This is a genomic window from Streptomyces aurantiogriseus (genome assembly GCF_014649375.1).
GTDB classification, from domain to species: domain Bacteria; phylum Actinomycetota; class Actinomycetes; order Streptomycetales; family Streptomycetaceae; genus Streptomyces; species Streptomyces aurantiogriseus.
Map to the genome: position 1 here is coordinate 19,353 of NZ_BMSX01000002.1, position 21,221 is coordinate 40,573.

The following is a 21,221-nucleotide window of genomic DNA, read 5'->3' on the forward strand; positions in this document are numbered from 1 at the left end:
CAGCGTGCCACCTCGTTCACTCCAGGTGGACCAGGTCCTCGGTCGTGTCGATGTCGTAGGGCTCGGCCACGTCCCCGCACTCCACGAGCCTGATCGCCTCCTCGTGCGCCTTCAGGTAGGCACGTGCCCCCCGGTCACCGGTCGCAGTCGCCGCGATGCCGGCCCAGTGCGCCGCGCCGAACAGCACGGGGTGCCCGCGCATCCCGTCGTAGGCGGCCGACACCAGCGACGACTCACCCTCGTACGCGCCGAGCACGCGCCCGACCGCCTCGGCCCCGATCCCCGGCTGGTCGACGAGCGAGACCAGCGCGGCCCGTGCCCCCGTCCCGGCGAGCGAGCCGAGCCCGGCCCGCAGCGAGGACCCCATGCCCTCCTCCCACCGCGGGTTCACGACCAGCACGCACCCGTCGAGCCGCGCCCGCTCCCGTACGGCGTCGGCGGCGGCTCCCAGGACCACGTGCACCCGCGCGCAGCCGGCCGCGCGCAGCACTTCCACCGCGTACTCCACGAGCGGCCGCCCCCGGTGCGTCAACAGCGCCTTGGGGCGCCCGCCGAGGCGCCGTCCCCCGCCCGCCGCGAGGAGCAGCCCGGCGACCTCGTGTTCCTTGTGCGTCATACGTTCTGCATACCTGACGCGGCGACGGCCGCGCGGTTTCGTGAGGCTGAATTTCCGTCCACGCGGTGGCGGACCGGGTGCGGGGTGGCGTTTACTGACCCGCGTCTCCTGTGGGCCTGACCAGCGCCACGGGGACGCACGCTGGGCACCACGAACTTGCGCACAAGAGCGTGCGAGGGGGGAGAGCTGTGTTGCGTAGCTTGGGGCAGAGGTCAGTGGCCGGCAGCGACGAGGATCCGAGGGTGGCGGAACTGCGGACGGCGGTGTCCCGGCTGCGCCGCGAACTCGCCGCGCACCCGGCCGATTTCCCGGACCGGGTCATGGCCGAGGACGAACTCGCCGCGCTCGCCGCCATGGCGACTCACGGCGTCCCGGAGATTCCCCGCCTGCGCCGCTCCCTGCTGCTGATCGCAGGTGCGATCGGATCGGTGAGCGCGCTGGCGCGGGCGCTGTCGGAGGTGCGGAACGCGGTGGAGCTGTTCGGGGAGTCGCCGCGCCGCTGACCTCGCGGGGGCGCCCATCCGCCGACGGCCGGCGCCGCCGCTCCGCGTGTCCTCGTGCAGGGAGCGGACGGTGCCGCGTGTCCGCCCCGCTCCCGGAGGTGGTCGGACCGCATGCCGGCGTCCTGGGCAGGCCTCGTGCAGGGAGCGGACGGTGCCGCGGGTCCGCTCCGCTCCCGGAGGTGGTCGGGCCGCATGCCGGCGTCCTAGGCCGCCGGACCCGAGTTCGACAACGCCTCCGACAGCTCCACCGCCACCTGCTGCAGCACCGGCACGATCTTCTCCGTGGCCGCCTCCGTGACACGGCCGGCCGGGCCGGAGATCGAGACGGCCGCCGCGGTGGGGGAGTCCGGCACGGAGACCGCGAGGCAGCGGACCCCGATTTCCTGTTCGTTGTCGTCGACCGCGTAGCCCTGGCTGCGGACCTCCTGGAGGGCCGCCAGGAAGCCGTCCGGGGTGGTGATCGTCTTCTCGGTCGCGGCGGGCATGCCGGTGCGGTCGAGCAGGGCGCGCACCTCGTCGTCGGGGAAGCCGGCGAGGAGGGCCTTGCCGACGCCGGTGGAGTGCGGCAGGACGCGGCGGCCGACCTCGGTGAACATACGCATCGAGTGCTTCGACGGCACCTGCGCCACGTACACGATCTCGTCGCCGTCGAGCAGCGCCATGTTCGCGGTCTCGCCGGTCTCCTCCACCAGGCGGGCCAGGTAGGGGCGGGCCCAGGTGCCCAGCAGCCGGGAGGCGGACTCGCCGAGGCGGATCAGGCGGGGGCCGAGCGCGTACCGCCGGTTGGGCTGCTGGCGGACGTAGCCGCAGACCACCAGCGTGCGCATCAGGCGGTGGATGGTGGGAAGGGGCAGCCCGCTGCTCGCGGACAGCTCGCTCAGGCCGACCTCACCGCCCGCGTCCGCCATCCGCTCGAGCAGATCGAAGGCGCGCTCGAGGGACTGGACCCCTCCGCCGGCGGACTTGGCGGAGTCGGTGGTGCTGGCGCTGGACGTCGGCACGGCGCGTTCCTTTCGAAACTGGCGGGAAGAGCTGAAGCCTACCCGGGGGCCGGTTGACTCCCCGCTTGTGCGTAGTTACGTTCTGCCTGCTGAAACAATAATTCCGCTTTGTGGAAACGTCCAGGATGGCGCCGTTCCCTGCACCATGAAGAAGTGTGCCCTTGACGGCGCGCGACCGGGAGTGAAGACTCCTTCAACAGAACGTTGAATTCCGTTACGTGGAAGTTGCCCGGGAGTAAATCCCGTTTCCCGGAAGTAAAACGGCGGCAGAGAGGGGTCCGGGTGTCCGACGCTGAACTGGTGTTGCGCTCGACGCGCGTCATCACTCCGGAAGGGACGCGCGCCGCCACGGTCGTCGTGTCCGCCGGGACGATCACGGCCGTACTGCCCCACGACGCCGACGTACCGTCGGACGCCCGCCTGGAGGACCTCGGCGACGACGTCCTGCTCCCGGGCCTGGTCGACACCCATGTGCACGTCAACGACCCCGGCCGCACCGAGTGGGAGGGCTTCTGGACCGCCACGCGCGCGGCGGCGGCCGGCGGCATCACCACCCTCGTCGACATGCCGCTCAACTCCCTCCCGCCGACCACCACGGTCGACAACCTCCGTACGAAGAGGGAGGTCGCCGCCGACAAGGCGCACATCGACGTCGGCTTCTGGGGCGGCGCCCTGCCCGACAACGTCAAGGACCTGCGCCCGCTGCACGACGCCGGCGTCTTCGGCTTCAAGGCCTTCCTCTCACCGTCGGGCGTGGACGAGTTCCCGCACCTGGACCAGGACCGACTCGCCCGGTCCCTGGCCGAGATCGCCGGCTTCGACGGCCTGCTGATCGTGCACGCGGAGGATCCGCACCATCTCGACGCCGCCCCGCAGCAGGGCGGCCCCAGGTACGCCGACTTCCTCGCCTCCCGGCCGCGCGGCGCCGAGGACACCGCCGTCGCGAACCTCGTCGCGCAGGCGAAACGCCTCCACGCGCGCGTGCACGTCCTGCACCTGTCGTCGAGCGACGCGCTGCCGCTGATCGCGCGGGCCAAGGCGGAGGGGGTGCGGATCACGGTCGAGACCTGCCCGCACTACCTCACCCTCACCGCCGAGGAAGTCCCGGACGGCGCCAGCGAGTTCAAGTGCTGCCCGCCCATCCGCGAGGCCGCCAACCAGGATCTGCTGTGGCAGGCGCTGGCGGACGGCACCATCGACTGCGTGGTCACCGACCACTCCCCGTCCACGGCCGACCTCAAGACCGGCGACTTCGCCACGGCCTGGGGCGGTATCTCCGGCCTCCAGCTGAGCCTGTCGGCGGTGTGGACCGAGGCCCGCAGGCGCGGCCACGGCCTCGAGGACGTCGTCCGCTGGATGTCGACGCGCACGGCGGCTCTCGTGGGCCTCGGGCAGAAGGGCGCCATCGAGGCGGGCCGCGACGCCGACTTCGCCGTCCTCGCCCCCGACGAGACCTTCACCGTGGACCCGGCGGCCCTCCAGCACCGCAACCGGGTCACGGCCTACGCGGGCCGGACCCTGTACGGCGTCGTGAAGTCCACCTGGCTGCGCGGCGAACGCATCGTCGCGGACGGCGAGTTCACCCGACCGAAGGGACGACTGCTCACCCGGCCCCACTGACACCCACGTGCACCCGCACCGGCCGACTCCCGGAAGGAAGCCCTGATCACTGTGACGGCGACACCTCGTTTCACCGGCGACGCGAACCCCTACGGAGGCGGCGACCCCTACGCGGACTACCGCACCGCCGACTTCTCCTTCACCCACCACGCCAACCTCGCCGACCGGCAGCTCGGCGCCGCAGTCATCGCCGCCAACGACGAGTTCTTCGCCCAGCGGGAGAATCTCCTGGTGCCCGGGCGGGCCGAGTTCGACCCCGAGCAGTTCGGACACAAGGGCAAGATCATGGACGGCTGGGAGACGAGGCGGCGCAGGGGTGCCTCGGCCGACCACCCGTGGCCGACGGCCGAGGACCACGACTGGGCGCTGGTCCGCCTCGGCGCGCCCGGCGTGATCCGCGGCATCGTCGTCGACACGGCCCATTTCCGCGGCAACTACCCCCAGGCGGTGTCGATCGAGGGCACGTCGGTCGCCGGCTCCCCGTCCCCGGAGGAACTGCTGGGGGACGACGTGAAGTGGACGACGCTGGTCCCACGCACACCGGTGGGCGGCCACGCGGCGAACGGCTTCTCCACAGCGGTGGAGCAGCGCTTCACCCACCTGCGCGTCAACCAGCACCCCGACGGCGGCATCGCCCGCCTCCGGGTGTACGGCGAGGTCGTCCCCGACCCCGCCTGGCTCTCGGCCCTCGGCACCTTCGACGTCGTCGCCCTGGAGAACGGCGGCCAGGCCGAGGACGCCTCCAACCGCTTCTACTCGCCGGCCACCAACACCATCCAGCCGGGCCGCTCCCGCAAGATGGACGACGGCTGGGAGACACGCCGGCGCCGCGACCAGGGCCACGACTGGATCCGCTACCGCCTGGCCGCGCAGGCCCGGATCCGCGCCCTGGAGATCGACACGGCGTACCTGAAGGGGAACAGCGCCGGCTGGGCGTCGGTGTCGGTGAAGGACGCCGATGACAGGGGCGACGGCGACTGGCAGGAGATCCTCCCGCGCACCCGCCTCCAGCCCGACACCAACCACCGCTTCGTCCTGCCGACCCCGGCCGTCGGCACGCACGCGCGCGTGGACATATTCCCCGACGGCGGCATCTCCCGCCTGCGGCTGTACGGCTCCCTGACGGAGGAGGGCGAGTCGAGGCTGGCGGCGCGGCACCAGGAGCTGGGCGGCTGACCCACGGTTGTCCTCGCCCCCGCCGCCCCTACCCGTCCCATCCCGGGGCGCTGCCCCGGATCCCCGCCAGGGGCTCTGCGCCCGGGCCCCTGCCAGGGGCTCTGCCCCCGGATCCCCGCCAGGGGCTCTGCCCCCGGATCCCCGCCAGGGTCTCTGCCCCCGGATCCCCGCCAGGGGCTCTGCCCCCGGATCCCCGCCAGGGTCTCTGTTCCCGGATCCCTGCCAGGGGCGCTGCGCCCGGGCCCCCGCCAGGGTCTCTGTTCCCGGGCCCCTGCCAGGGGCGCTGCGCCCGGGCCCCCGCCAGGGTCTCTGTTCCCGGATCCCCGCCAGGGTCTCTGCCCCCGGGCCCCCGCCAGGGTCTCTGCCCCCCAAATCCCCGCCAGGGGCTCCGGGGCCTGGACCCCGCTGGGGGCCGCGCCCCCAGACCCCGCTGGGGCCTGAACGGCCTCGTCCTCGAACGCCGGACGGGCTGAGATATGCCGACCGGCGGTGAAACAGCCCCTCCGGCGTTCGAGGAGCGGGGGTGCAGGGGGCGGAGCCCCCTGGACGGGTCGAAGGGGCGGAGCCCCTGGAGGATGGGACGGGTAGGGGCGGCGGGGGCGAGAACACCGCGTCGGCTTCACGCCGCGTGCCCGCCGTCCACCGCGAACTCGGCGCCCGTGACGTAGGCGGCTCCCGCCAGATGCGCGACCGTCGCGGCCACCTCCTCGGCCGTCCCGAAGCGGCCCAGCGCGGTCATCGCCGCCTGGCCGGCCGCGTACGGGCCGTCCGCCGGGTTCATGTCCGTGTCGATCGGCCCGGGGTGGACGACGTTCGCCGTGATCCCGCGTGACCCCAGCTCCCGGGCCAACGCCTTCGTCAGCCCGACGAGCGCCGACTTGCTCATCGCGTAGAGCGTGCCGCCGGGGCCGGGGACACGCTGTGTCATACAGGTGCCGATCGTGATGATCCGGCCTCCGGCGGTCATGCGGGCGGCCGCGGCCCGGGAGGTCAGGAAGACACCCCGGACGTTCACGGCGAGCACCCGGTCCACATCGGCGAGGGACAGGCTCTCCACCGGCCCGAGCAGTCCGACGCCCACGTTGTTCACCAGCACGTCGAGCCCGCCCAGGGCCTCCGCCGCGAGGTCCACCGCTCCCGCCGCCTCCTCCGCGTCCGCGGAGTCCGCCCGCAGCGCCACCGCCCGCCGCCCGAGGGCCTCCACGGCCCGTACGACGTCCCCGGCCGCCTCCTTGCCGTTCACGTACGTCAGGGCCACGTCCGCGCCCTCCCGGGCCAGCCGCACCGCCGTCGCCGCGCCGATGCCGCGGCTGCCGCCGGTCACGAGGGCCACCTTGCCGTTCAGGGTTCCGTAGGTCGTTGTCATGGGTCCATCCCAGCGGCCGGCGCCCCCGCGTGCTGGCGGCGAACGGACGCCTGCCTCGGCGGGCCGGAACTCTTCCCTCCACCTCCCGCGTTCACCCCACGTGACTCTTCAGCAAGAAATCGTCGGTAACGCCATGCAGATGGCCGTCGTCAACCTGAACCCCGGCCAGACCGTGTACTGCGAGGCCGGGAAGTTCCTGTTCAAGACGGCGAACGTGACCATGGAGACCCGGCTGAGCGGCCCGTCGAACGGCAGCGGTCAGCAGCAGCACCAGAGCAGCGGCTCGGGCGGCGGTACGGGTGGCGGCATGGGCGGCATGCTGCGCCAGGCCATGGGCACCGCCATGCAGGTCGGCCAGCGCGCCCTCGCGGGTGAGTCGCTGGCGTTCCAGTACTTCACCGCGCAGGGCGGCGAGGGCACCGTCGGCTTCGCTGGTGTCCTCCCGGGCGAGATGCGCGCCCTGGAACTGGACGGCACACGCGCGTGGCTCGCCGAGAAGGACGCCTTCGTCGCCGCCGAGTCCACCGTCGACTTCGGCATCGCCTTCCAGGGCGGCCGCACCGGCATGAAGGGCGGCGAGGGCTTCATCCTGGAGAAGTTCACCGGGTACGGGACGGTCATCATCGCCGGCGCGGGCAACTTCATCGACCTCAACCCGGCCGACTTCGGCGGCCGCATCGAGGTCGACACCGGCTGCGTGGTCGCTTTCGAGGAGGGCATCCAATACGGCGTCCAGCGCGTCGGCGGCCTCAACCGCCAGGGGATCATGAACGCCGTCTTCGGTGGCGAGGGCCTCTCCCTGGCCACCCTGGAGGGCAACGGCCGGGTCATCCTGCAGTCCCTCACCATCGAGAGCCTCGCCAACGCCCTGAAGAAGGCCCAGGGCGGGGACAAGCAGGGACCCACGGGCGGACTGTTCTCGACGCACGCGGGATGAACCCGAGCGGGAGGAACTCGAGCGGGGGGAGCCCGAGCGGGACGAACCGATGGGTTGCGGGCTCGGGCGGGACGAACCGATGAGTTGCGGGCCCGGGCGGGGTCTGCCCTGATGACAGTGGATCCCACCCGAGCACCAGTAAGGAGGGCACCCGCCATGGGCAAGCTCGTCCTCACCAGTTTCGTCACCCTCGACGGTGTGTACCAGGCCCCCGGCGGCCCCCACGAGGACACCAGGGACGGCTTCGAGCAGGGCGGCTGGAGCGTCCCCTACGGCGACGACGACTTCGGCCGGTTCATCACCGAGGTCTTCGACAACGTCGGCGCCTTCCTCCTCGGCCGCCGCACCTACGACATCTTCGCCTCGTACTGGCCGAAGGTGACCGACCCGGACGACCCGGTCGCGTCCCGGCTGAACTCCCTGCCGAAGTACGTGGTCACCACGAGCGCCCTCGCCGACCCCGTCTGGTCCGGCGCCACGGCGATCCAGGGCGACCTCGCCAAGGAGGTCACCGCCCTGAAGGAGAACACCGACGGGGAGCTCCAGGTCCACGGCAGCGGCGCCCTGGCCCACAGCCTCTTCGCGCTGGACCTCGTCGACACCCTTCACCTGCTGACGTTCCCGGTCGTGCTCGGCGCGGGCCGGCGCCTGTTCGCCGAGGGCACCCTGCCCACCGCGTTCCGGCACACCGGCGGCCGGATCACCGCCGCGGGGGTCTCCATCCAGACGTACGACCTCGACGGCCGCCCTCTCTACGGTTCGTACGAACTTCCGGACAACGGCTAGCCGCAGGTTAACTTCCCGAAAACTCACCGGACTTGACGGGAAAATCCTCGGAGTTGTCATTGACATGCCATCGTCTACGCGCGTCATCATGAGTGCATGAGATTCCCCCCACGCATCACTCGCATCGGCGGCGCGGCCGCCCTCCTGTCCGCCCTCCTCGTCGGCGGTACCGTCTCCGCCGGTCCGGCGACCGCCGCGGCGACGGCGGTCGGCAGCATCTGCTACAGCGACCTGCCCTCCCAGGCGTACACCACGCTGCGGCTGATCGAGCAGGGCGGCCCGTTCCCGTACTCGCAGGACGGCTCGGTCTTCCAGAACCGGGAAGGCCTCCTCCCCAGGCAGTCCACGGGCTACTACCACGAGTACACGGTCAAGACGCCGGGCTCCTCCACGCGCGGCGCGCGTCGCATCGTGACCGGTCAGCAGTACGAGGAGGACTACTACACCGCTGACCACTACGCGAGCTTCGACCTCATCGACTACGACTGCTGAGCCGCCCGGGCTCCGGTCTCGGAGGAACGGTGCGACCGGCCGGAGGCCCGGCCCGCGCTCATCCGTGCTTCCGGCTCTCGGCGGCGGCGAACAGGGCCAACGCCAGGACGATCAGCGCGATGCTGACGTAGATCTCGTAGCCGTCCAGGAGCGCCCACTGCTGTGTGACACCCCAGCGCAGCCTGCCGGTGAGCTCGTACGCCAGACCGCCGGTGCCCTGCAACAGGGCGATGAATCCGAGAAACTCCAACAACTGCTTCATGGCAAGGACTCTCGCCCCGCGGACCCCCCACCCACATCGGCCGCGGGGCGAGGCACGTCCGGCGAAAGGCGCGTCCCCGCCCGGCCCTCCGCACCGAAAGCAGTCCCCCGGTCAGCCTTTCGGCGGATCCCTTCGTCGACTTCCGTGGACAGTCGGCCCGCTTCGGTCGCCGATCCTGTCCGAGGAGAGGTGACGACGGTCCGGGCTGCGTAGATTCGTCGACCATGAGGGGTGACGACCAGACGGCGCCGATCGCGCCGGCTTTTCCGGGGCGCCGATGGCTGCTGCCGTCCGCCGTGGCCGCCGAGCTTGACCCGGACGCCGGGCCGTCCGGGCGCCGGCCCCGGCGCACCGTACGCGACTGGATCGTCGACTTCTGCTGCTTCCTCCTGGCCGTCGGCATCGGCCTCGCGGTGGCGGACACGCTCCCCGGTGCCCAGGACCTCCCGCACGCCCTCCTCGTGGCCGACCAGCTGCTGGGCGCCCTCTCCTGCGCCGCGGTCTGGCTGCGCCGCCGCTGGCCCCTCGGCCTGGCGATCGCGACGCTCCCCCTCGGCTTCCTCTCGACCACCGCGGCCGGCGCCTGCACCGTCGCGCTCTTCACCCTCGCCGTACACCGTCCCTTCCGGTACGTCGCCTGGGTCGGCGGCACCCAGCTGGTGCTGATCCCGGTACTGATCTGGGCGCGCCCGGACCCCGAACTGGAGTACGGCCCGGCGGTGGTGTGGACCGTGCTGCTCACCGTCGCGATCATCGGCTGGGGCATGTTCGTGCGCTCCAAGCGGCAGCTGATGCTGAGCCTGCGGGACCGGGCCCGGCGCGCCGAGACGGAGGCGCGGCTGCGCGCCGAGCAGGCGCAGCGGCTGGCCCGCGAGGCCATCGCCCGGGAGATGCACGACGTGCTCGCGCATCGGCTGACCCTGCTCAGCGTGCACGCGGGCGCGCTGGAGTTCCGGCCGGACGCGCCCCGCGAGGAGATCGCACGGGCGGCCGGTGTCATCCGGGAGAGCGCCCACGAGGCCCTCCAGGACCTGCGGGAGATCATCGGCGTGCTGCGGGCGGGCGAGCCCGAGGACCCGGCCCGCCCGCAGCCGACGCTGGCCGCCCTGGACGCGCTGGTCGCCGAGTCCCGCGAGGCCGGCATGAAGGTCACCCTCGACCGCCACGTCACCGACGCCGCCGCGGTCCCCGCCTCCATCGGCCGCACGGTGTACCGCATCGCCCAGGAGTGCCTCACCAACGCCCGCAAGCACGCCCCCGGTACCGAGGCCGCGGTCACCGTCACCGGCGGACCCGGCGACGGCCTCAGCGTGACCGTCGGCAACCCCGCCCCCGAGGGCGACGTGCCGCCCGTCCCCGGCTCCGGGCAGGGCCTGATCGGCCTCACCGAACGCGCGACCCTGACGGGCGGCCGCCTGGAGCACGGGCCGCGTGAGGACGGCGGCTTCGAGGTACGGGCATGGCTGCCGTGGCCGGCCTAGACCGGCCACACCGCCCCGGCGGGGCGGCGGGACAGCCGCCAGGGGGACCACTCGTCCGCCACGACCGTGATTACGTAAGGCCCATGACTGCGATCAGACTCCTCCTCGTCGACGACGATCCTCTGGTGCGGGCCGGTCTGTCCTTCATGATGGGCGGCGCCGACGACATCGAGATCGTCGGCGAGGCCGCCGACGGCGGCGAGGCCGAGGCGCTCGTCGACCGCACCCGTCCGGACGTCGTCCTGATGGACATCCGGATGCCGTCGGTGGACGGTCTGACCGCCACCGAGCGGCTGCGCGCCCGCGAGGACGCCCCGCAGGTCGTCGTCCTGACCACCTTCCACGCCGACGAGCAGGTGCTCCGGGCGCTGCGCGCGGGCGCCGCCGGGTTCGTCCTGAAGGACACGCCGCCGGCCCAGATCCTCGAGGCGGTGCGACGGGTCGCGGCCGGCGACCCCGTCCTGTCGCCCACCGTCACCCGCCAGTTGATGGACCACGCGGCCGGTTCGGCCGCCGACACCCGGCGGGCACGCGCGCGTGAGCGCGTCGCCGCCCTGGGCGAGCGCGAACGCGAGGTCGCCGTCGCCGTGGGCCGCGGCCTGTCCAACGCCGAGATCGCCGCCGAACTGTTCATGAGCGTCGCCACCGTCAAGACCCACGTCTCCCGCGCCCTGGCGAAGCTCGACCTCAACAACCGGGTGCAGATCGCGTTGTTGGCGTACGACGCGGGGCTTCTCGACGAGAACACGGGGGACGGGCACCAGCGGGACGGTTCGGGCGTTGACGAAGAGACGGGAGGGGGAGCGAGATGACCGAAGTGATCGACCTCGGGGCGTTCGGCGACGCGTTCCGGCGGGACCCGCACCTGGTGTACGCGCGGCTGCGGGAGCGTGGCCCGGTGCACCGGGTGCGCCCGCCCGGCTCCGACGAGACCTACGCGACCTGGCTCGTGGTGGGGTATGAGGAGGCGCGCGCCGCGCTCACCGACCCGAGGCTGGTCAAGGACGGTGAGCGGATCGGCGCGACGTTCCTGGACGAGCAGGTGATCGGCAAACATCTGCTGATCACCGACCCGCCGCAGCACACGCGGCTGCGTGCCCTTGTGGCGCGCGCGTTCACCGTGCGCCGGGTGGAGGAGCTGCGCCCGCGCGTGCAGCAGATCACCGACGACCTGCTCGACGCGATGCTGCCGCGCGGCCACGCCGACCTCGTGGAGTCCTTCGCCTACCCGCTCCCCCTCACCGTCATCTGCGAGCTGCTCGGCGTCCCCGAGATCGACCGTGCGGCGTTCCGCGAGATGTCGACGGAGGTGGTCGCCCCCACCGGCGCGGACCACGGCCAGGACGCCTTCGTGCGGCTCGGCGCCTACCTCACCGAGCTGATCGAGGACAAGCGGTGCGCCGAGCCGGGCGGCGATCTGCTCAGCGACCTGATCCGCACCACCGCCGAGGACGGCGACCGGCTCTCCGCCGAGGAGCTGCGCGGCATGGCGTTCCTCCTGCTCATCGCCGGCCACGAGACCACGGTCAACCTGGTCACCAACGCCGTTCACGCCCTGCTCACCCACCCGGACCAGCTCGCGGCCCTGCGCGCCGACCCGGCCCTCGTCGACGGTGTGGTCGAGGAGACCCTGCGCTGGGAGGGCCCGGTGGAGAACGCCACGTACCGGTTCGCCGTCGAGCCCCTGGAGATCGCGGATGTAGCGATCGAGAAGGGTGATCCGGTGCTGATCGGCCTCGCGTCCGCCGACCGCGACGAGCTGCGCTACGAGGAGCCCGACCACTACGACGTCCGCCGCGACCCGCGTGGTCACCTCGCCTTCGGCCACGGCATCCACTTCTGCCTGGGCGCCCCCCTGGCCCGCCTGGAGGCCCGCACGGCACTCCGCTCGCTCCTGGACCGCGCCCCCGGCCTCGCCCTGGACGGCCCGCCCGGCGAGTGGTTGCCGGGCATGCTGATGCGCGGGATGCGCAGTCTGCCGGTGCGCTGGTGAGGCGGCCGGGCCGGCTCACCCGGAGCGGGGGACCTCCTACGCGCCCGGTGGCCCCGGTGCTCCCTGTGCCCCGGGCTCCGCTCCGGGAATCTCCGCCAGCGCCACCGCCCGGCGCTCCCGGCGGGACACCTCGCAGGCCTCCGCGATCCGGAAGGCCTGGAGGACCTCGCGGCCGTCACAGGGGTTGGGGCGCCCGCCCCTGACGACGTCCACGAACGCGTTCAGTTCGCTCTCGTACGCGGGGCCGAAGCGTTCCAGGAAGCCGGTCCAGGGCTTGTCCGCGGCCGGTGGGCCGGTGGGCTCGGTGGAGGCGATCGGGGTGCGGTCGTCGAGGCCGACGACGATCTGGTCGAGCTCGCCGGCGAGCTCCATGCGGACGTCGTAGCCCGCGCCGTTCAGCCGTGTCGCCGTGGCCGTGGCGAGGGTGCCGTCGTCGAGGGTGAGGACGGCGGCCGCCGTGTCCACGTCCCCGGCCGCGCGGAACATGGCGGGCCCCGCGTCCGAGCCGGCTGCGTACACGTCGACCACCTTGCGCCCGGTCACCCAGCGCAGCACGTCGAAGTCGTGGATCAGCGCGTCCCGGAACAGGCCCCCGGACACCGGCAACCACTCGGCCGGTGGCGGCGACTGGTCGGACGTCACCGCCCGCACGGTGTGCAGGCGTCCCAGTCGCCCCGACCGCACCGCCTCCCGCGCCCCCGTGTAGCCCGCGTCGAAGCGGCGCTGGAACCCCATCTGAAGGATCGTTCCGGCGGCCTCGACCTCGGCGATCGCCGCCAAGGTGCCCGCCAGATCCAGCGCGATGGGCTTCTCGCAGAACACCGGGAGCCCGGAGCGCGCTGCCCGACCGATCAGTTCGGCGTGGGCCGAGGTCGCCGTCGTGATCACCACGGCGTCCACGCCCCACCGGAAGATCTCCTCCACCCCGGGGGCGGCCGTCTCGCCCAGCCGGAGCGCCAGCTCCTGCGCCCGCGCGGGCTCCGCGTCCGTCAGGATGAGGGATCCGACCTCGCGGTGACGGCTGAGTGTGTTCGCATGAATGGTGCCGATGCGGCCCGTCCCGATGACCCCGATGCGCATGTGTTCAAGGTGGCGTCGGAGTCCGCACCCTGTCAATGCGTTTGTCCGGACAATCGAACTACACAACTTCCCGTCAACCGGCCGCGGGGCTACGCTCGGGCCGTGCCGAAACCAGAAGTGGACCCGACCGCGCAGCTCGAACTCCGTGTGGACCGAAGCTCCCCGGTGCCGTTGTACTTCCAGCTGTCCCAGCAGCTCGAAGCCGCCATAGAGCACGGATCGCTCACGCCCGGCAGCCTGCTGGGCAACGAGATCGAGCTCGCCGCCCGGCTCGGCCTGTCCCGTCCGACCGTGCGCCAGGCGATCCAGTCCCTCGTCGACAAGGGCCTGCTGGTGCGCCGCCGGGGCGTCGGCACCCAGGTCGTGCACAGCCAGGTCAAGCGCCCCCTGGAGCTCAGCAGCCTCTACGACGACCTGGAGGCGGCCGGCCAGCGCCCCGCGACCACGGTCCTGGTCAACACCGTCGTCCCCGCGACCGCCGAGGTCGCGGCCGCGCTCGGTGTCGCCGAGGGCAGCGACGTACAGCGGGTGGAGCGGCTGCGACTCGCGCACGGGGAGCCGATGGCGTACCTGTGCAACCACCTCCCCTCCGGCCTGCTCGACCTGGACACCGCACAGCTGGAGGCCACGGGCCTGTACCGCCTGATGCGGGCCGCCGGGATCACCCTGCACAGCGCCCGCCAGTCCATCGGCGCCCGCGCCGCCACCGCCGACGAGGCCGAGCGGCTCGCCGAGGCCGAGGGCGCCCCGCTGCTCACCATGCAGCGCACGACCTTCGACGACACCGGCCGCGCGGTCGAGTTCGGCGACCACATCTACCGCCCGACCCGCTACTCCTTCGAGTTCCAGCTGCTCGTACGGTCCTGAGCGTGGTCGGAGCACGGCCTGAGCGCGTCCTGGGTGGGGGGAGTGCGCGGGGCCCGCACTGGTCGCATTGTCCGGACAATGCGGCCGAATCCGACCAGCCATGGCGCACCCCCGGACGACACGGCACGGGCAGTCCCCTTTGCTCCCCCGCTCGGCACCCCACATGAGCGTGAGGCAGAATCGGCGACGATGAGCACCTACGGCACCTTCACCGCCCCCATCGGCTCCCGCCGCGCCCCCGCCCTGCGCACCGTGGGCACCCGCGAGCGCCGCTCCCACCTGACCGCACCCCGGGTGCCCACGGTCGGCATCGACATCGGCGGCACCAAGGTGATGGCGGGCGTCGTCGACGCCGACGGCAACATCCTGGAGAAGGTCCGCACGGAGACCCCGGACAAGTCCAAGAGCCCGAAGGTCGTCGAGGACACGATCGTCGAGCTGGTCCTGGACCTGTCCGACCGGCACGACGTGCACGCCGTCGGTATCGGCGCGGCCGGCTGGGTCGACGCCGACCGCAACCGCGTCCTGTTCGCCCCCCACCTGTCCTGGCGCAACGAGCCGCTGCGCGACCGCATCGCCGGCCGCCTCGCGGTGCCCGTGCTCGTCGACAACGACGCCAACACCGCTGCCTGGGCGGAGTGGCGGTTCGGCGCCGGCCGCGGCGAGGACCACCTCGTCATGATCACCCTCGGGACCGGCATCGGCGGCGCCATCCTGGAGGACGGCCAGGTCAAGCGCGGCAAGTACGGCGTCGCCGGCGAGTTCGGGCACATGCAGGTCGTGCCCGGCGGCCACCGCTGCCCGTGCGGCAACCGCGGCTGCTGGGAGCAGTACAGCTCCGGCAACGCGCTGGTCAGGGAGGCCAAGGAGCTGGCCGCCGCCGACTCCCCGGTGGCGTACGGCATCATCGAGCACGTCAAGGGGCAGATCGGTGACATCACCGGCCCGATGATCACGGAGCTGGCCCGTGAGGGCGACGCGATGTGCATCGAGCTGCTCCAGGACATCGGCCAGTGGCTCGGCGTCGGCATCGCCAACCTGGCCGCCGCCCTCGACCCCTCCTGCTTCGTGATCGGCGGCGGTGTCTCGGCCGCCGACGACCTGCTGATCGGCCCCGCGCGGGACGCCTTCAAGCGCCACCTCACCGGCCGCGGCTACCGCCCCGAGGCCCGGATCGTCCGCGCCCAGCTCGGCCCCGAGGCCGGCATGGTCGGCGCCGCCGACCTGGCCCGCCTGGTCGCCCGCCGCTTCCGCCGCGCCAAGCGGCGCCGGGTGGAGCGGTACGAACGCTACGAGCGGTTCGCGGAGGCCGCCCGCCGGGCCCGGGACACCGCATGACGGCGTCCCTGCCGCACCAGGGCCCACCCGGGGACGAGCCGTCCCCTCCGCCGGAGACCCGGGGCCATGTGATCCGCCGCAGGGCGCTCACCCTGCTGATCATCGTGCTGCTCATCGGCGTCCCGGCCGGCTACCTGGTGATCTCCGCCAACCAGAGCCGCGACAGCGGCAAGGACAAGGAGGCGAAGTACTCGGCGACCGGCCTGACCGAGGGCTGGCCGTCGAGGGTCCAGCGCCGCCTGTACCAGGTGCCGGTCCCGCACCCGTCGAACCAGGTCGCCTACTACGAGACGAACAACTGGAAGACCAGCCGTCTCTACGTGCAGTTCCAGACCACCCACGCCGGCCTGGACGCCTTCCTCGCCGAGCTCGGCCTCAGCCGGACCGCCCTGAAGAAGGACGAGATCACGATCGGCGAGCGCGACCAGAACGTCACCGGCTGGCGGTTCTCCGGCCACGGTTCCCGCCCCGGCGACTACTTCGGCTTCGTCCGCGAGCAGAAGAACCCCAAGCCGACGCTGGACGTGGTGGTGAACACCGGCAACCCGGTGTACCCCATGGTGTACGTCGTCTCCCGCACGGTTCCCTGACGGGTCGACGGCCGCCAGGTGCGGCCCCTGCCGGTCGCCGGGGCCGATTGTCAGACCCCGCCCGTAGAGTCGAAGACGACTGATCCGACACGCGGGCGGGAGGTGGACACTGCGTATGAGCGACACGACCGCGGTCGCCGGGCACCCGGCGGAGCCGATCGGTGTGCGCCTCGCCGCCGTCTTCCTGCCCGCCCCCCTCCCGCGCGACGGCCGGATCGCCTTCTGGGACCCGGACGACGGCCCGCTGCCCGCCCCGGCGGCCGCCGACCGCACCGAGCTGACCGTCGTACGCCGCCATGGCACCTCCGTCCGCCGGCGGCAGGCCCCCGCGCTGTCGCTGCCCCTCGACGCGGCGCTCCCGCTCCTGGTACGCGCCCGCCGCGACCCCGCCGCGCACCCCGCGACCGCCTGCTGGGGCGCGGCCGCACTGCACGCGCTGCGGCTCGCCGCCCGCGGCCGCCTGCTGCCCGGCCTGACACCCACCGGCCACGACGCCTGGCGGGCGGGCCCGCTGGCCCCGGAGGACATCGCGCACCTCCGCGCGATCGCCGCGGCCCTTCCCCACGAGGGCCACGCCGTACCGCTGCCCGGCCCCGGCCCGCTCCGGCTGCCCCAGCCGGAAGCCCTCATGCGGTCCTTCCTGGACGCCGTCGCCGACACCCTGCCCCGCACCCCCGCCGCGCCGTACGCGTCCGGGAAGCCCTTCGCGGACCGCGCGCCGCAGCGGCTGCCCGGTGCCCACGACTGGGCGGCGGAGGTCGCCGCCGGCATGGACGCGGGGGTACGGATCTCGCTCCGGCTGGACCTGTCGGCGTACGACCTGTTCGACGAGGCGGAGGGAGCGCGCCGCGCGGGCGCCGCGATCGTCCAGGTGCACAGCCTCGCCGACCCGACCCTGGTGACCGACGCGGCGGCCCTGTGGGCGGGCGAGGCGGACTCCGCCTTCGGTCCCCGCGCGCGCGTGGACGCGGCCCTCGCCGTGCGGCGCGCCGCCCGCGTCTGGCCGCCGCTGGCCCGGCTCGCCGACCAGGACGCGCCCGACATCCTGGCCCTCTCCGAGGACGAGCTGAGCGACCTGCTCGGGGTGGCCGCGACCCGCCTCGCCGCGGCCGGGGTCGCCGTGCACTGGCCGAGGGACCTCGCCCAGGACCTGACCGCGGCCGCGGTCGTACGGCCCGCCCCGGGCTCGGCGACCGATGGCACCGGCTTCTTCGAGAGCGAGGAACTGCTGCAGTTCCGCTGGCAGTTGGCGCTCGGCGGGGATCCGCTCAGCGAGGCCGAGATGGACGCGCTCGCCGAGGCCCACCGCCCGGTCGTCCGTCTGCGCGACCAGTGGGTCCTCGTCGATCCCGCCCTCGTCCGCAAGGCCCGCAAGCGCGAACTGGGCCTGCTGGACCCGGTGGACGCCCTGTCCGTCGCTCTCACCGGCACCGCGGAGGTCGACGGCGAGACCGTCGAGGCGCTCCCCGTCGGCGCCCTGGCCGCCCTGCGCGACCGCCTCACCGCCGGCGTGCACCCTGCCGACCCGCCCGCCGGCCTGCGCGCCACCCTGCGCGACTACCAGTTGCGGGGCCTGGCCTGGCTCGACCTCATGACCTCCCTCGGCCTCGGCGGCTGCCTCGCCGACGACATGGGCCTCGGCAAGACGATCACCGTCATCGCCCTGCATCTGCGGCGGGCCCGCACCGAACCCACCCTGGTGGTCTGCCCGGCCTCCCTCCTCGGCAACTGGCAGCGAGAGATCACCCGCTTCGCCCCCGGCGTCCCCGTCCGCCGCTTCCACGGCCCCGACCGCACGCTGGACGACCTGACCGGCGGCTTCGTCCTCACCACGTACGGCACCATGCGCTCGGCGGCCCCGACGCTCGCCCGGCAGCCGTGGGGCATGGTCGTCGCGGACGAGGCCCAGCACGTCAAGAACCCCTACTCGGCGACGGCGAAGGCGCTGCGCACCATCCCGTCCCCCGCTCGCGTCGCCCTCACCGGCACCCCCGTCGAGAACAACCTCTCCGAGCTGTGGGCCCTCCTCGACTGGACCACGCCAGGCCTCCTCGGCCCCCTGAAGTCCTTCCGTGCCCGGCATGCGCGCGCGGTGGAGACGGGCGAGGACGAGGAGGCGGTGGAGCGCCTCGCCCGCCTGGTCCGCCCCTTCCTGCTGCGCCGCAAGAAGTCCGACCCCGGTATCGTCCCCGAGCTGCCGCCCAAGACCGAGACCGACCACCCCGTCCCGCTCACCCGTGAACAGGCCGCGCTGTACGAGGCGGTGGTGCGTGAGTCGATGCTCGCCATCGAGACGGCGGACGGCATCGCCCGCCGCGGCCTGGTGCTCAAGCTGCTGGGCGCGCTCAAGCAGATCTGCGACCACCCGGCCCTGTACCTCAAGGAGGAAACCCCCTCCACCGGCGACGCCCTCGCCACCCGCTCCGGCAAACTCGCCCTCCTCGACGAGCTGTTGGACACCCTGCTGGCCGAGGACGGCTCGGCGCTCGTCTTCACCCAGTACGTCGGCATGGCCCGCCTGATCACCGCCCACCTGGCCGGCCGCGCGGTCCCGGTCGACCTCCTGCACGGCGGCACTCCGGTGCCGGAGCGCGAACGCATGGTGGACCGCTTCCAGAGCGGCGCCACCCCCGTCCTGGTGCTCTCCCTGAAGGCCGCCGGCACTGGCCTGAACCTCACCCGCGCGGGCCACGTCGTCCACTTCGACCGCTGGTGGAACCCCGCCGTGGAGGAACAGGCCACCGACCGCGCCTACCGCATCGGCCAGACCCAGCCCGTCCAGGTGCACCGCCTCATCACCGAAGGCACGGTCGAGGACCGCATCGCCGAGATGCTGGAGTCCAAGCGCGCCCTCGCCGACGCGATCCTCGGCTCCGGCGAGTCGGCCCTCACGGAACTGTCGGACCGCGAGCTGTCCGACCTGGTCCGACTGCGGAGGGAGGCGTGATGGGGGAGTTCGAGAGGGGTGAGCCCGGCACCCGGCCCGCCGATGCGGCACGGCGTGCGCTGCGGGAGGCCCGGAGACGAGCACGGGAACAGCCGGAGGAGCGGCTGGAGGAACGGCTTCAGGAGCAGCCGAAGGAACGGGTGGAGGAGCAGCCGAAGGAACGGCTGGAGGAACAGCCGCAGGCGCAGACGGTGGAGCAGCCGGGGGAGACGCCGGAACGGCCCTCGCATGCGCCGCCCGGGAGCCGCACGCCCCGGCCCGGTGACGCGGCCCGCGCGGCTCTGCGGCGTACGGCGCGCGCTCCACAGACGCCGGCCCCTCCGGCGGACACCCCTCCGGCACACGTCCCTCCGACGGACACCCCTCCGGCGGACGCCCTTCAGACGGACGCCCTTCAGGCGCAGACCCTTCCGACGGAGGCCTCTCAGGCGAAGGCCTCTCGACCGGATGCCTCTCGGTCGGCAGACGCGCCCCCCGCGCCGCAGGGCACGACCGGCTCGCGCCCCGCCGATCTGGCCCGTGAGGCCCTGCGGGCGGCCCGCGCGGAGGCACGACAGGGCTCGGCGGATGCCGAGGCGCCGGGAGACGGGACCGCGCGTCGAACCCCCCGCCCGGGCACACGCCCCGCCACCGCGGCCACCCGGCGCCCCACCCGCCCACGTGACCGAGTCGCCGACGACCGCGCCGGGGACGTACGGAACTTCCTCGCGGGCGCCTTCCGGATGCCGTCGGAGGGGACGGCCGGGGACGAGCCGGTCGAGCGGGGCAATTCACGTGCCGACGCCGGTGGTTCACCCTTCCGGGCGACCGACCCCGCACCCGCACCCACCCCGGAGCCCGCCTCTGCACCCATCCCCGCCGTCACCCCCACCCGCACCCCCCGCTCCATGGCCGCCCCGTCCCGGGACAACGGCCACCGCCGCACCTTCCCGCCCTTCGCGCCCCGATCCACCGGCGAAGACGGCCGCTTCGCCGAGACCTGGTGGGGCAACGCCTGGATCACCGCGCTCGAGAAGGGCGCCCTGGACGCCAAGCGCCTCGCGCGCGGCCGGGGTTACGCCGAGCGGGGCAACGTCGACGCCATCACGGTCACGCCGGGCCTCGTCCTCGCGTATGTGCAGGGCAGCCGTCCCCGGCCGTACCGCGTGCAGGTGCGGCTGCGCACCCTCGACGACGAGGACTGGGAGCGTTTCCTGGAGGCGGCCGTGGAGCGGCCCGGGCACATCGCCGCGCTTCTCGACAAGGAGATGCCCGAGTCCCTCGCCGAGTGCGGGGTGCCGTTGCTCCCCGGCCCTGGCGATCTCGAACCGCACTGCAGCTGCCCCGACCGGGGCCACCCCTGCAAGCATGCCGCCGCCCTCTGCTACCAGACCGCGCGTCTGCTCGACGCCGACCCCTTCGTGCTGCTCCTGCTGCGCGGCCGGGGCGAGCGCGAGCTGCTCGACGCGCTGTCCCGCCGCAACGCCACCCGAGCGGCCCGTGCCGCTCAGGAGCGGGAGCCCGAGCCGCTGCCCGGCGTCCGGGCCACCGAGGCGCTCGCCTCCGCCCGCCGGCTCCCGCCGCTGCCACCCCCGTTGCCCGCACCCCCGCACCCCGAGCAGCCACCGGCGTACCCCTCCGCGCCGAACGGCCCCGACTCCTTCGCGCTGGACCAGCTCGCGACCGACGCGGCCGCCCGCGCCCACGCCCTGCTCACCACCGGCCACGACGAGCTCGGCGAACTGACCCTGTGGCAGGACGCCGTACGCATCGCCGCCTCCCGGCCCGGCTCCGGCCTCACCGCCACCACCCGCGCCCTCTACTCCTCCCTCGCCTCCGCCGCCGGCCGCACCCCGGCCGAGCTGGCGCGCGCGGTCGCCGCCTGGCGGCAGGGCGGCCCGGACGGACTCGCCGTCCTGGAGGAACCCTGGGACCCACCGGCCGGCCGCTTCGACCGGGCCCGCCCGCTCCTCCTCGCCGCCGACCTCCCCGCCTTCCGCCCCTGGCACAACCACCTCACCCATCCCCGCGGCCATGTCCAACTCCGCTTCGGCCGCGACGGGTTGTGGTACGCGTACGAGTCCGAGCCCGGCCACGACGACTGGTGGCCGCGGGGCACCCCCGACCCCGACCCGGTGGGCGCCCTGACGGGCCTGGGCGGCTCCGAAGAACTCTGAGCGCCCCCGT

The 21,221-nt window shown here is 73.5% G+C and carries 19 protein-coding genes; 14 read left to right on the plus strand and 5 right to left on the minus strand.

Annotated features, from left to right (window positions below; all coding sequences use genetic code 11):
* Positions 1-16: 16 nt before the first annotated feature.
* Positions 17-616 carry a nucleotidyltransferase family protein gene (locus IE263_RS03585; protein ID WP_189932112.1) on the minus strand — a complete coding sequence of 200 codons (600 nt, stop codon included), beginning with the start codon at positions 614-616 and terminating at the stop codon, positions 17-19.
* Between the two features lie 188 nt (positions 617-804).
* Here IE263_RS03585 and IE263_RS03590 point away from each other — a divergent pair, with 188 nt between their 5' ends.
* Positions 805-1,119 carry a DUF5955 family protein gene (locus IE263_RS03590; RefSeq protein WP_189932114.1) on the plus strand — a complete coding sequence of 105 codons (315 nt, stop codon included), beginning with the start codon at positions 805-807 and terminating at the stop codon, positions 1,117-1,119.
* A 203-nt stretch (positions 1,120-1,322) separates the two neighbouring features.
* On the opposite strand, the gene IE263_RS03595 is transcribed toward IE263_RS03590, so the two are convergent.
* Positions 1,323-2,120, minus strand: a complete 798-nt coding sequence (locus tag IE263_RS03595; RefSeq protein ID WP_189932116.1) for an IclR family transcriptional regulator — start codon at positions 2,118-2,120, stop codon at positions 1,323-1,325.
* A gap of 282 nt (positions 2,121-2,402) precedes the next feature.
* Between IE263_RS03595 and allB the strand changes: the two genes are divergently transcribed.
* Positions 2,403-3,740, plus strand: a complete 1,338-nt coding sequence (gene allB, locus IE263_RS03600) for an allantoinase AllB (protein ID WP_189932118.1) — start codon at positions 2,403-2,405, stop codon at positions 3,738-3,740.
* A 51-nt stretch (positions 3,741-3,791) separates the two neighbouring features.
* A complete protein-coding gene (alc, locus tag IE263_RS03605; RefSeq protein WP_189932121.1) occupies positions 3,792-4,916 on the plus strand; it encodes an allantoicase in 1,125 nt (374 codons plus the stop codon).
* A gap of 619 nt (positions 4,917-5,535) precedes the next feature.
* On the opposite strand, the gene IE263_RS03610 is transcribed toward alc, so the two are convergent.
* On the minus strand, positions 5,536-6,282 hold the full coding sequence (locus IE263_RS03610) for an SDR family oxidoreductase (protein WP_189932123.1): 747 nt from the start codon (positions 6,280-6,282) through the stop codon (positions 5,536-5,538).
* 100 nt (positions 6,283-6,382) lie between these two features.
* On the opposite strand from IE263_RS03610, the gene IE263_RS03615 reads away from it, so the two are divergent.
* The 3 genes from IE263_RS03615 to IE263_RS03625 all read left to right on the plus strand — a co-directional run bounded on the left by IE263_RS03615 (position 6,383) and on the right by IE263_RS03625 (position 8,497).
* Positions 6,383-7,219 (plus strand): AIM24 family protein, encoded by an 837-nt coding sequence (locus tag IE263_RS03615; RefSeq protein ID WP_189932125.1) that lies wholly within the window; start codon positions 6,383-6,385, stop codon positions 7,217-7,219.
* A gap of 156 nt (positions 7,220-7,375) precedes the next feature.
* The gene (locus IE263_RS03620) at positions 7,376-8,005 is read left to right on the plus strand and encodes a dihydrofolate reductase family protein (protein WP_189932127.1); all 630 of its coding nucleotides are present in this window, start codon (positions 7,376-7,378) and stop codon (positions 8,003-8,005) included.
* Positions 8,006-8,101: 96 nt separating this feature from the next.
* Positions 8,102-8,497 (plus strand): guanyl-specific ribonuclease, encoded by a 396-nt coding sequence (locus IE263_RS03625; RefSeq protein ID WP_189932129.1) that lies wholly within the window; start codon positions 8,102-8,104, stop codon positions 8,495-8,497.
* A 58-nt stretch (positions 8,498-8,555) separates the two neighbouring features.
* Here IE263_RS03625 and IE263_RS03630 read toward each other — a convergent pair whose 3' ends face one another.
* Entirely contained in the window at positions 8,556-8,759 is a 204-nt protein-coding gene (locus tag IE263_RS03630; protein ID WP_189932131.1) for a hypothetical protein, read from the minus strand.
* Between the two features lie 224 nt (positions 8,760-8,983).
* Between IE263_RS03630 and IE263_RS03635 the strand changes: the two genes are divergently transcribed.
* From IE263_RS03635 to IE263_RS03645, 3 genes are all read left to right on the plus strand, one after another.
* Positions 8,984-10,240 carry a sensor histidine kinase gene (locus IE263_RS03635; protein ID WP_189932133.1) on the plus strand — a complete coding sequence of 419 codons (1,257 nt, stop codon included), beginning with the start codon at positions 8,984-8,986 and terminating at the stop codon, positions 10,238-10,240.
* Positions 10,241-10,323: 83 nt separating this feature from the next.
* Positions 10,324-11,052: a response regulator transcription factor gene (locus IE263_RS03640; protein ID WP_189932135.1), complete on the plus strand. Its 729-nt coding sequence runs from the start codon at positions 10,324-10,326 to the stop codon at positions 11,050-11,052.
* Positions 11,049-12,233 carry a cytochrome P450 family protein gene (locus tag IE263_RS03645; RefSeq protein ID WP_189932137.1) on the plus strand — a complete coding sequence of 395 codons (1,185 nt, stop codon included), beginning with the start codon at positions 11,049-11,051 and terminating at the stop codon, positions 12,231-12,233. The genes IE263_RS03640 and IE263_RS03645 overlap by 4 nt, the downstream gene beginning before the upstream one ends.
* A 36-nt stretch (positions 12,234-12,269) precedes the next feature.
* On the opposite strand, the gene IE263_RS03650 is transcribed toward IE263_RS03645, so the two are convergent.
* Positions 12,270-13,313 carry a Gfo/Idh/MocA family protein gene (locus IE263_RS03650; RefSeq protein WP_189932139.1) on the minus strand — a complete coding sequence of 348 codons (1,044 nt, stop codon included), beginning with the start codon at positions 13,311-13,313 and terminating at the stop codon, positions 12,270-12,272.
* 117 nt (positions 13,314-13,430) lie between these two features.
* On the opposite strand from IE263_RS03650, the gene IE263_RS03655 reads away from it, so the two are divergent.
* The 5 genes from IE263_RS03655 (at position 13,431) to IE263_RS03675 (ending at position 21,211) form a co-directional block, all read left to right on the plus strand.
* Complete coding sequence (locus tag IE263_RS03655; protein ID WP_189933125.1) at positions 13,431-14,180, plus strand: GntR family transcriptional regulator; 750 nt, start codon at positions 13,431-13,433, stop codon at positions 14,178-14,180.
* 189 nt (positions 14,181-14,369) lie between these two features.
* Positions 14,370-15,518 carry an ROK family glucokinase gene (locus tag IE263_RS03660; protein ID WP_189932141.1) on the plus strand — a complete coding sequence of 383 codons (1,149 nt, stop codon included), beginning with the start codon at positions 14,370-14,372 and terminating at the stop codon, positions 15,516-15,518.
* Positions 15,515-16,108 (plus strand): sugar kinase, encoded by a 594-nt coding sequence (locus IE263_RS03665; protein WP_189932144.1) that lies wholly within the window; start codon positions 15,515-15,517, stop codon positions 16,106-16,108. Before IE263_RS03660 ends, IE263_RS03665 begins: the two co-directional genes overlap by 4 nt.
* Before the next feature lie 115 nt (positions 16,109-16,223).
* The gene (locus IE263_RS03670) at positions 16,224-19,055 is read left to right on the plus strand and encodes an SCO1167/SCO6262 family helicase (RefSeq protein WP_189932146.1); all 2,832 of its coding nucleotides are present in this window, start codon (positions 16,224-16,226) and stop codon (positions 19,053-19,055) included.
* Positions 19,055-21,211, plus strand: coding sequence for an SWIM zinc finger family protein (locus tag IE263_RS03675; protein ID WP_189932148.1), 2,157 nt, complete (start codon positions 19,055-19,057; stop codon positions 21,209-21,211). Before IE263_RS03670 ends, IE263_RS03675 begins: the two co-directional genes overlap by 1 nt.
* Positions 21,212-21,221: the final 10 nt, after the last annotated feature.

Bases quoted from the DNA above. Each gene is read 5' to 3' on its own strand.
- IE263_RS03640 (WP_189932135.1), top strand. From the start codon at position 10,324: ATGACTGCGATCAGACTCCTCCTCGTCGACGACGATCCTCTGGTGCGG.
- IE263_RS03650 (WP_189932139.1), bottom strand. From the start codon at position 13,313: ATGCGCATCGGGGTCATCGGGACGGGCCGCATCGGCACCATTCATGCG.
- IE263_RS03585 (WP_189932112.1), bottom strand. From the start codon at position 616: ATGACGCACAAGGAACACGAGGTCGCCGGGCTGCTCCTCGCGGCGGGC.
- IE263_RS03665 (WP_189932144.1), top strand. From the start codon at position 15,515: ATGACGGCGTCCCTGCCGCACCAGGGCCCACCCGGGGACGAGCCGTCC.
- IE263_RS03660 (WP_189932141.1), top strand. From the start codon at position 14,370: ATGAGCACCTACGGCACCTTCACCGCCCCCATCGGCTCCCGCCGCGCC.
- IE263_RS03670 (WP_189932146.1), top strand. From the start codon at position 16,224: ATGAGCGACACGACCGCGGTCGCCGGGCACCCGGCGGAGCCGATCGGT.
- IE263_RS03625 (WP_189932129.1), top strand. From the start codon at position 8,102: ATGAGATTCCCCCCACGCATCACTCGCATCGGCGGCGCGGCCGCCCTC.
- IE263_RS03620 (WP_189932127.1), top strand. From the start codon at position 7,376: ATGGGCAAGCTCGTCCTCACCAGTTTCGTCACCCTCGACGGTGTGTAC.
- IE263_RS03675 (WP_189932148.1), top strand. From the start codon at position 19,055: ATGGGGGAGTTCGAGAGGGGTGAGCCCGGCACCCGGCCCGCCGATGCG.
- IE263_RS03635 (WP_189932133.1), top strand. From the start codon at position 8,984: ATGAGGGGTGACGACCAGACGGCGCCGATCGCGCCGGCTTTTCCGGGG.
- IE263_RS03630 (WP_189932131.1), bottom strand. From the start codon at position 8,759: ATGAAGCAGTTGTTGGAGTTTCTCGGATTCATCGCCCTGTTGCAGGGC.
- IE263_RS03645 (WP_189932137.1), top strand. From the start codon at position 11,049: ATGACCGAAGTGATCGACCTCGGGGCGTTCGGCGACGCGTTCCGGCGG.
- IE263_RS03610 (WP_189932123.1), bottom strand. From the start codon at position 6,282: ATGACAACGACCTACGGAACCCTGAACGGCAAGGTGGCCCTCGTGACC.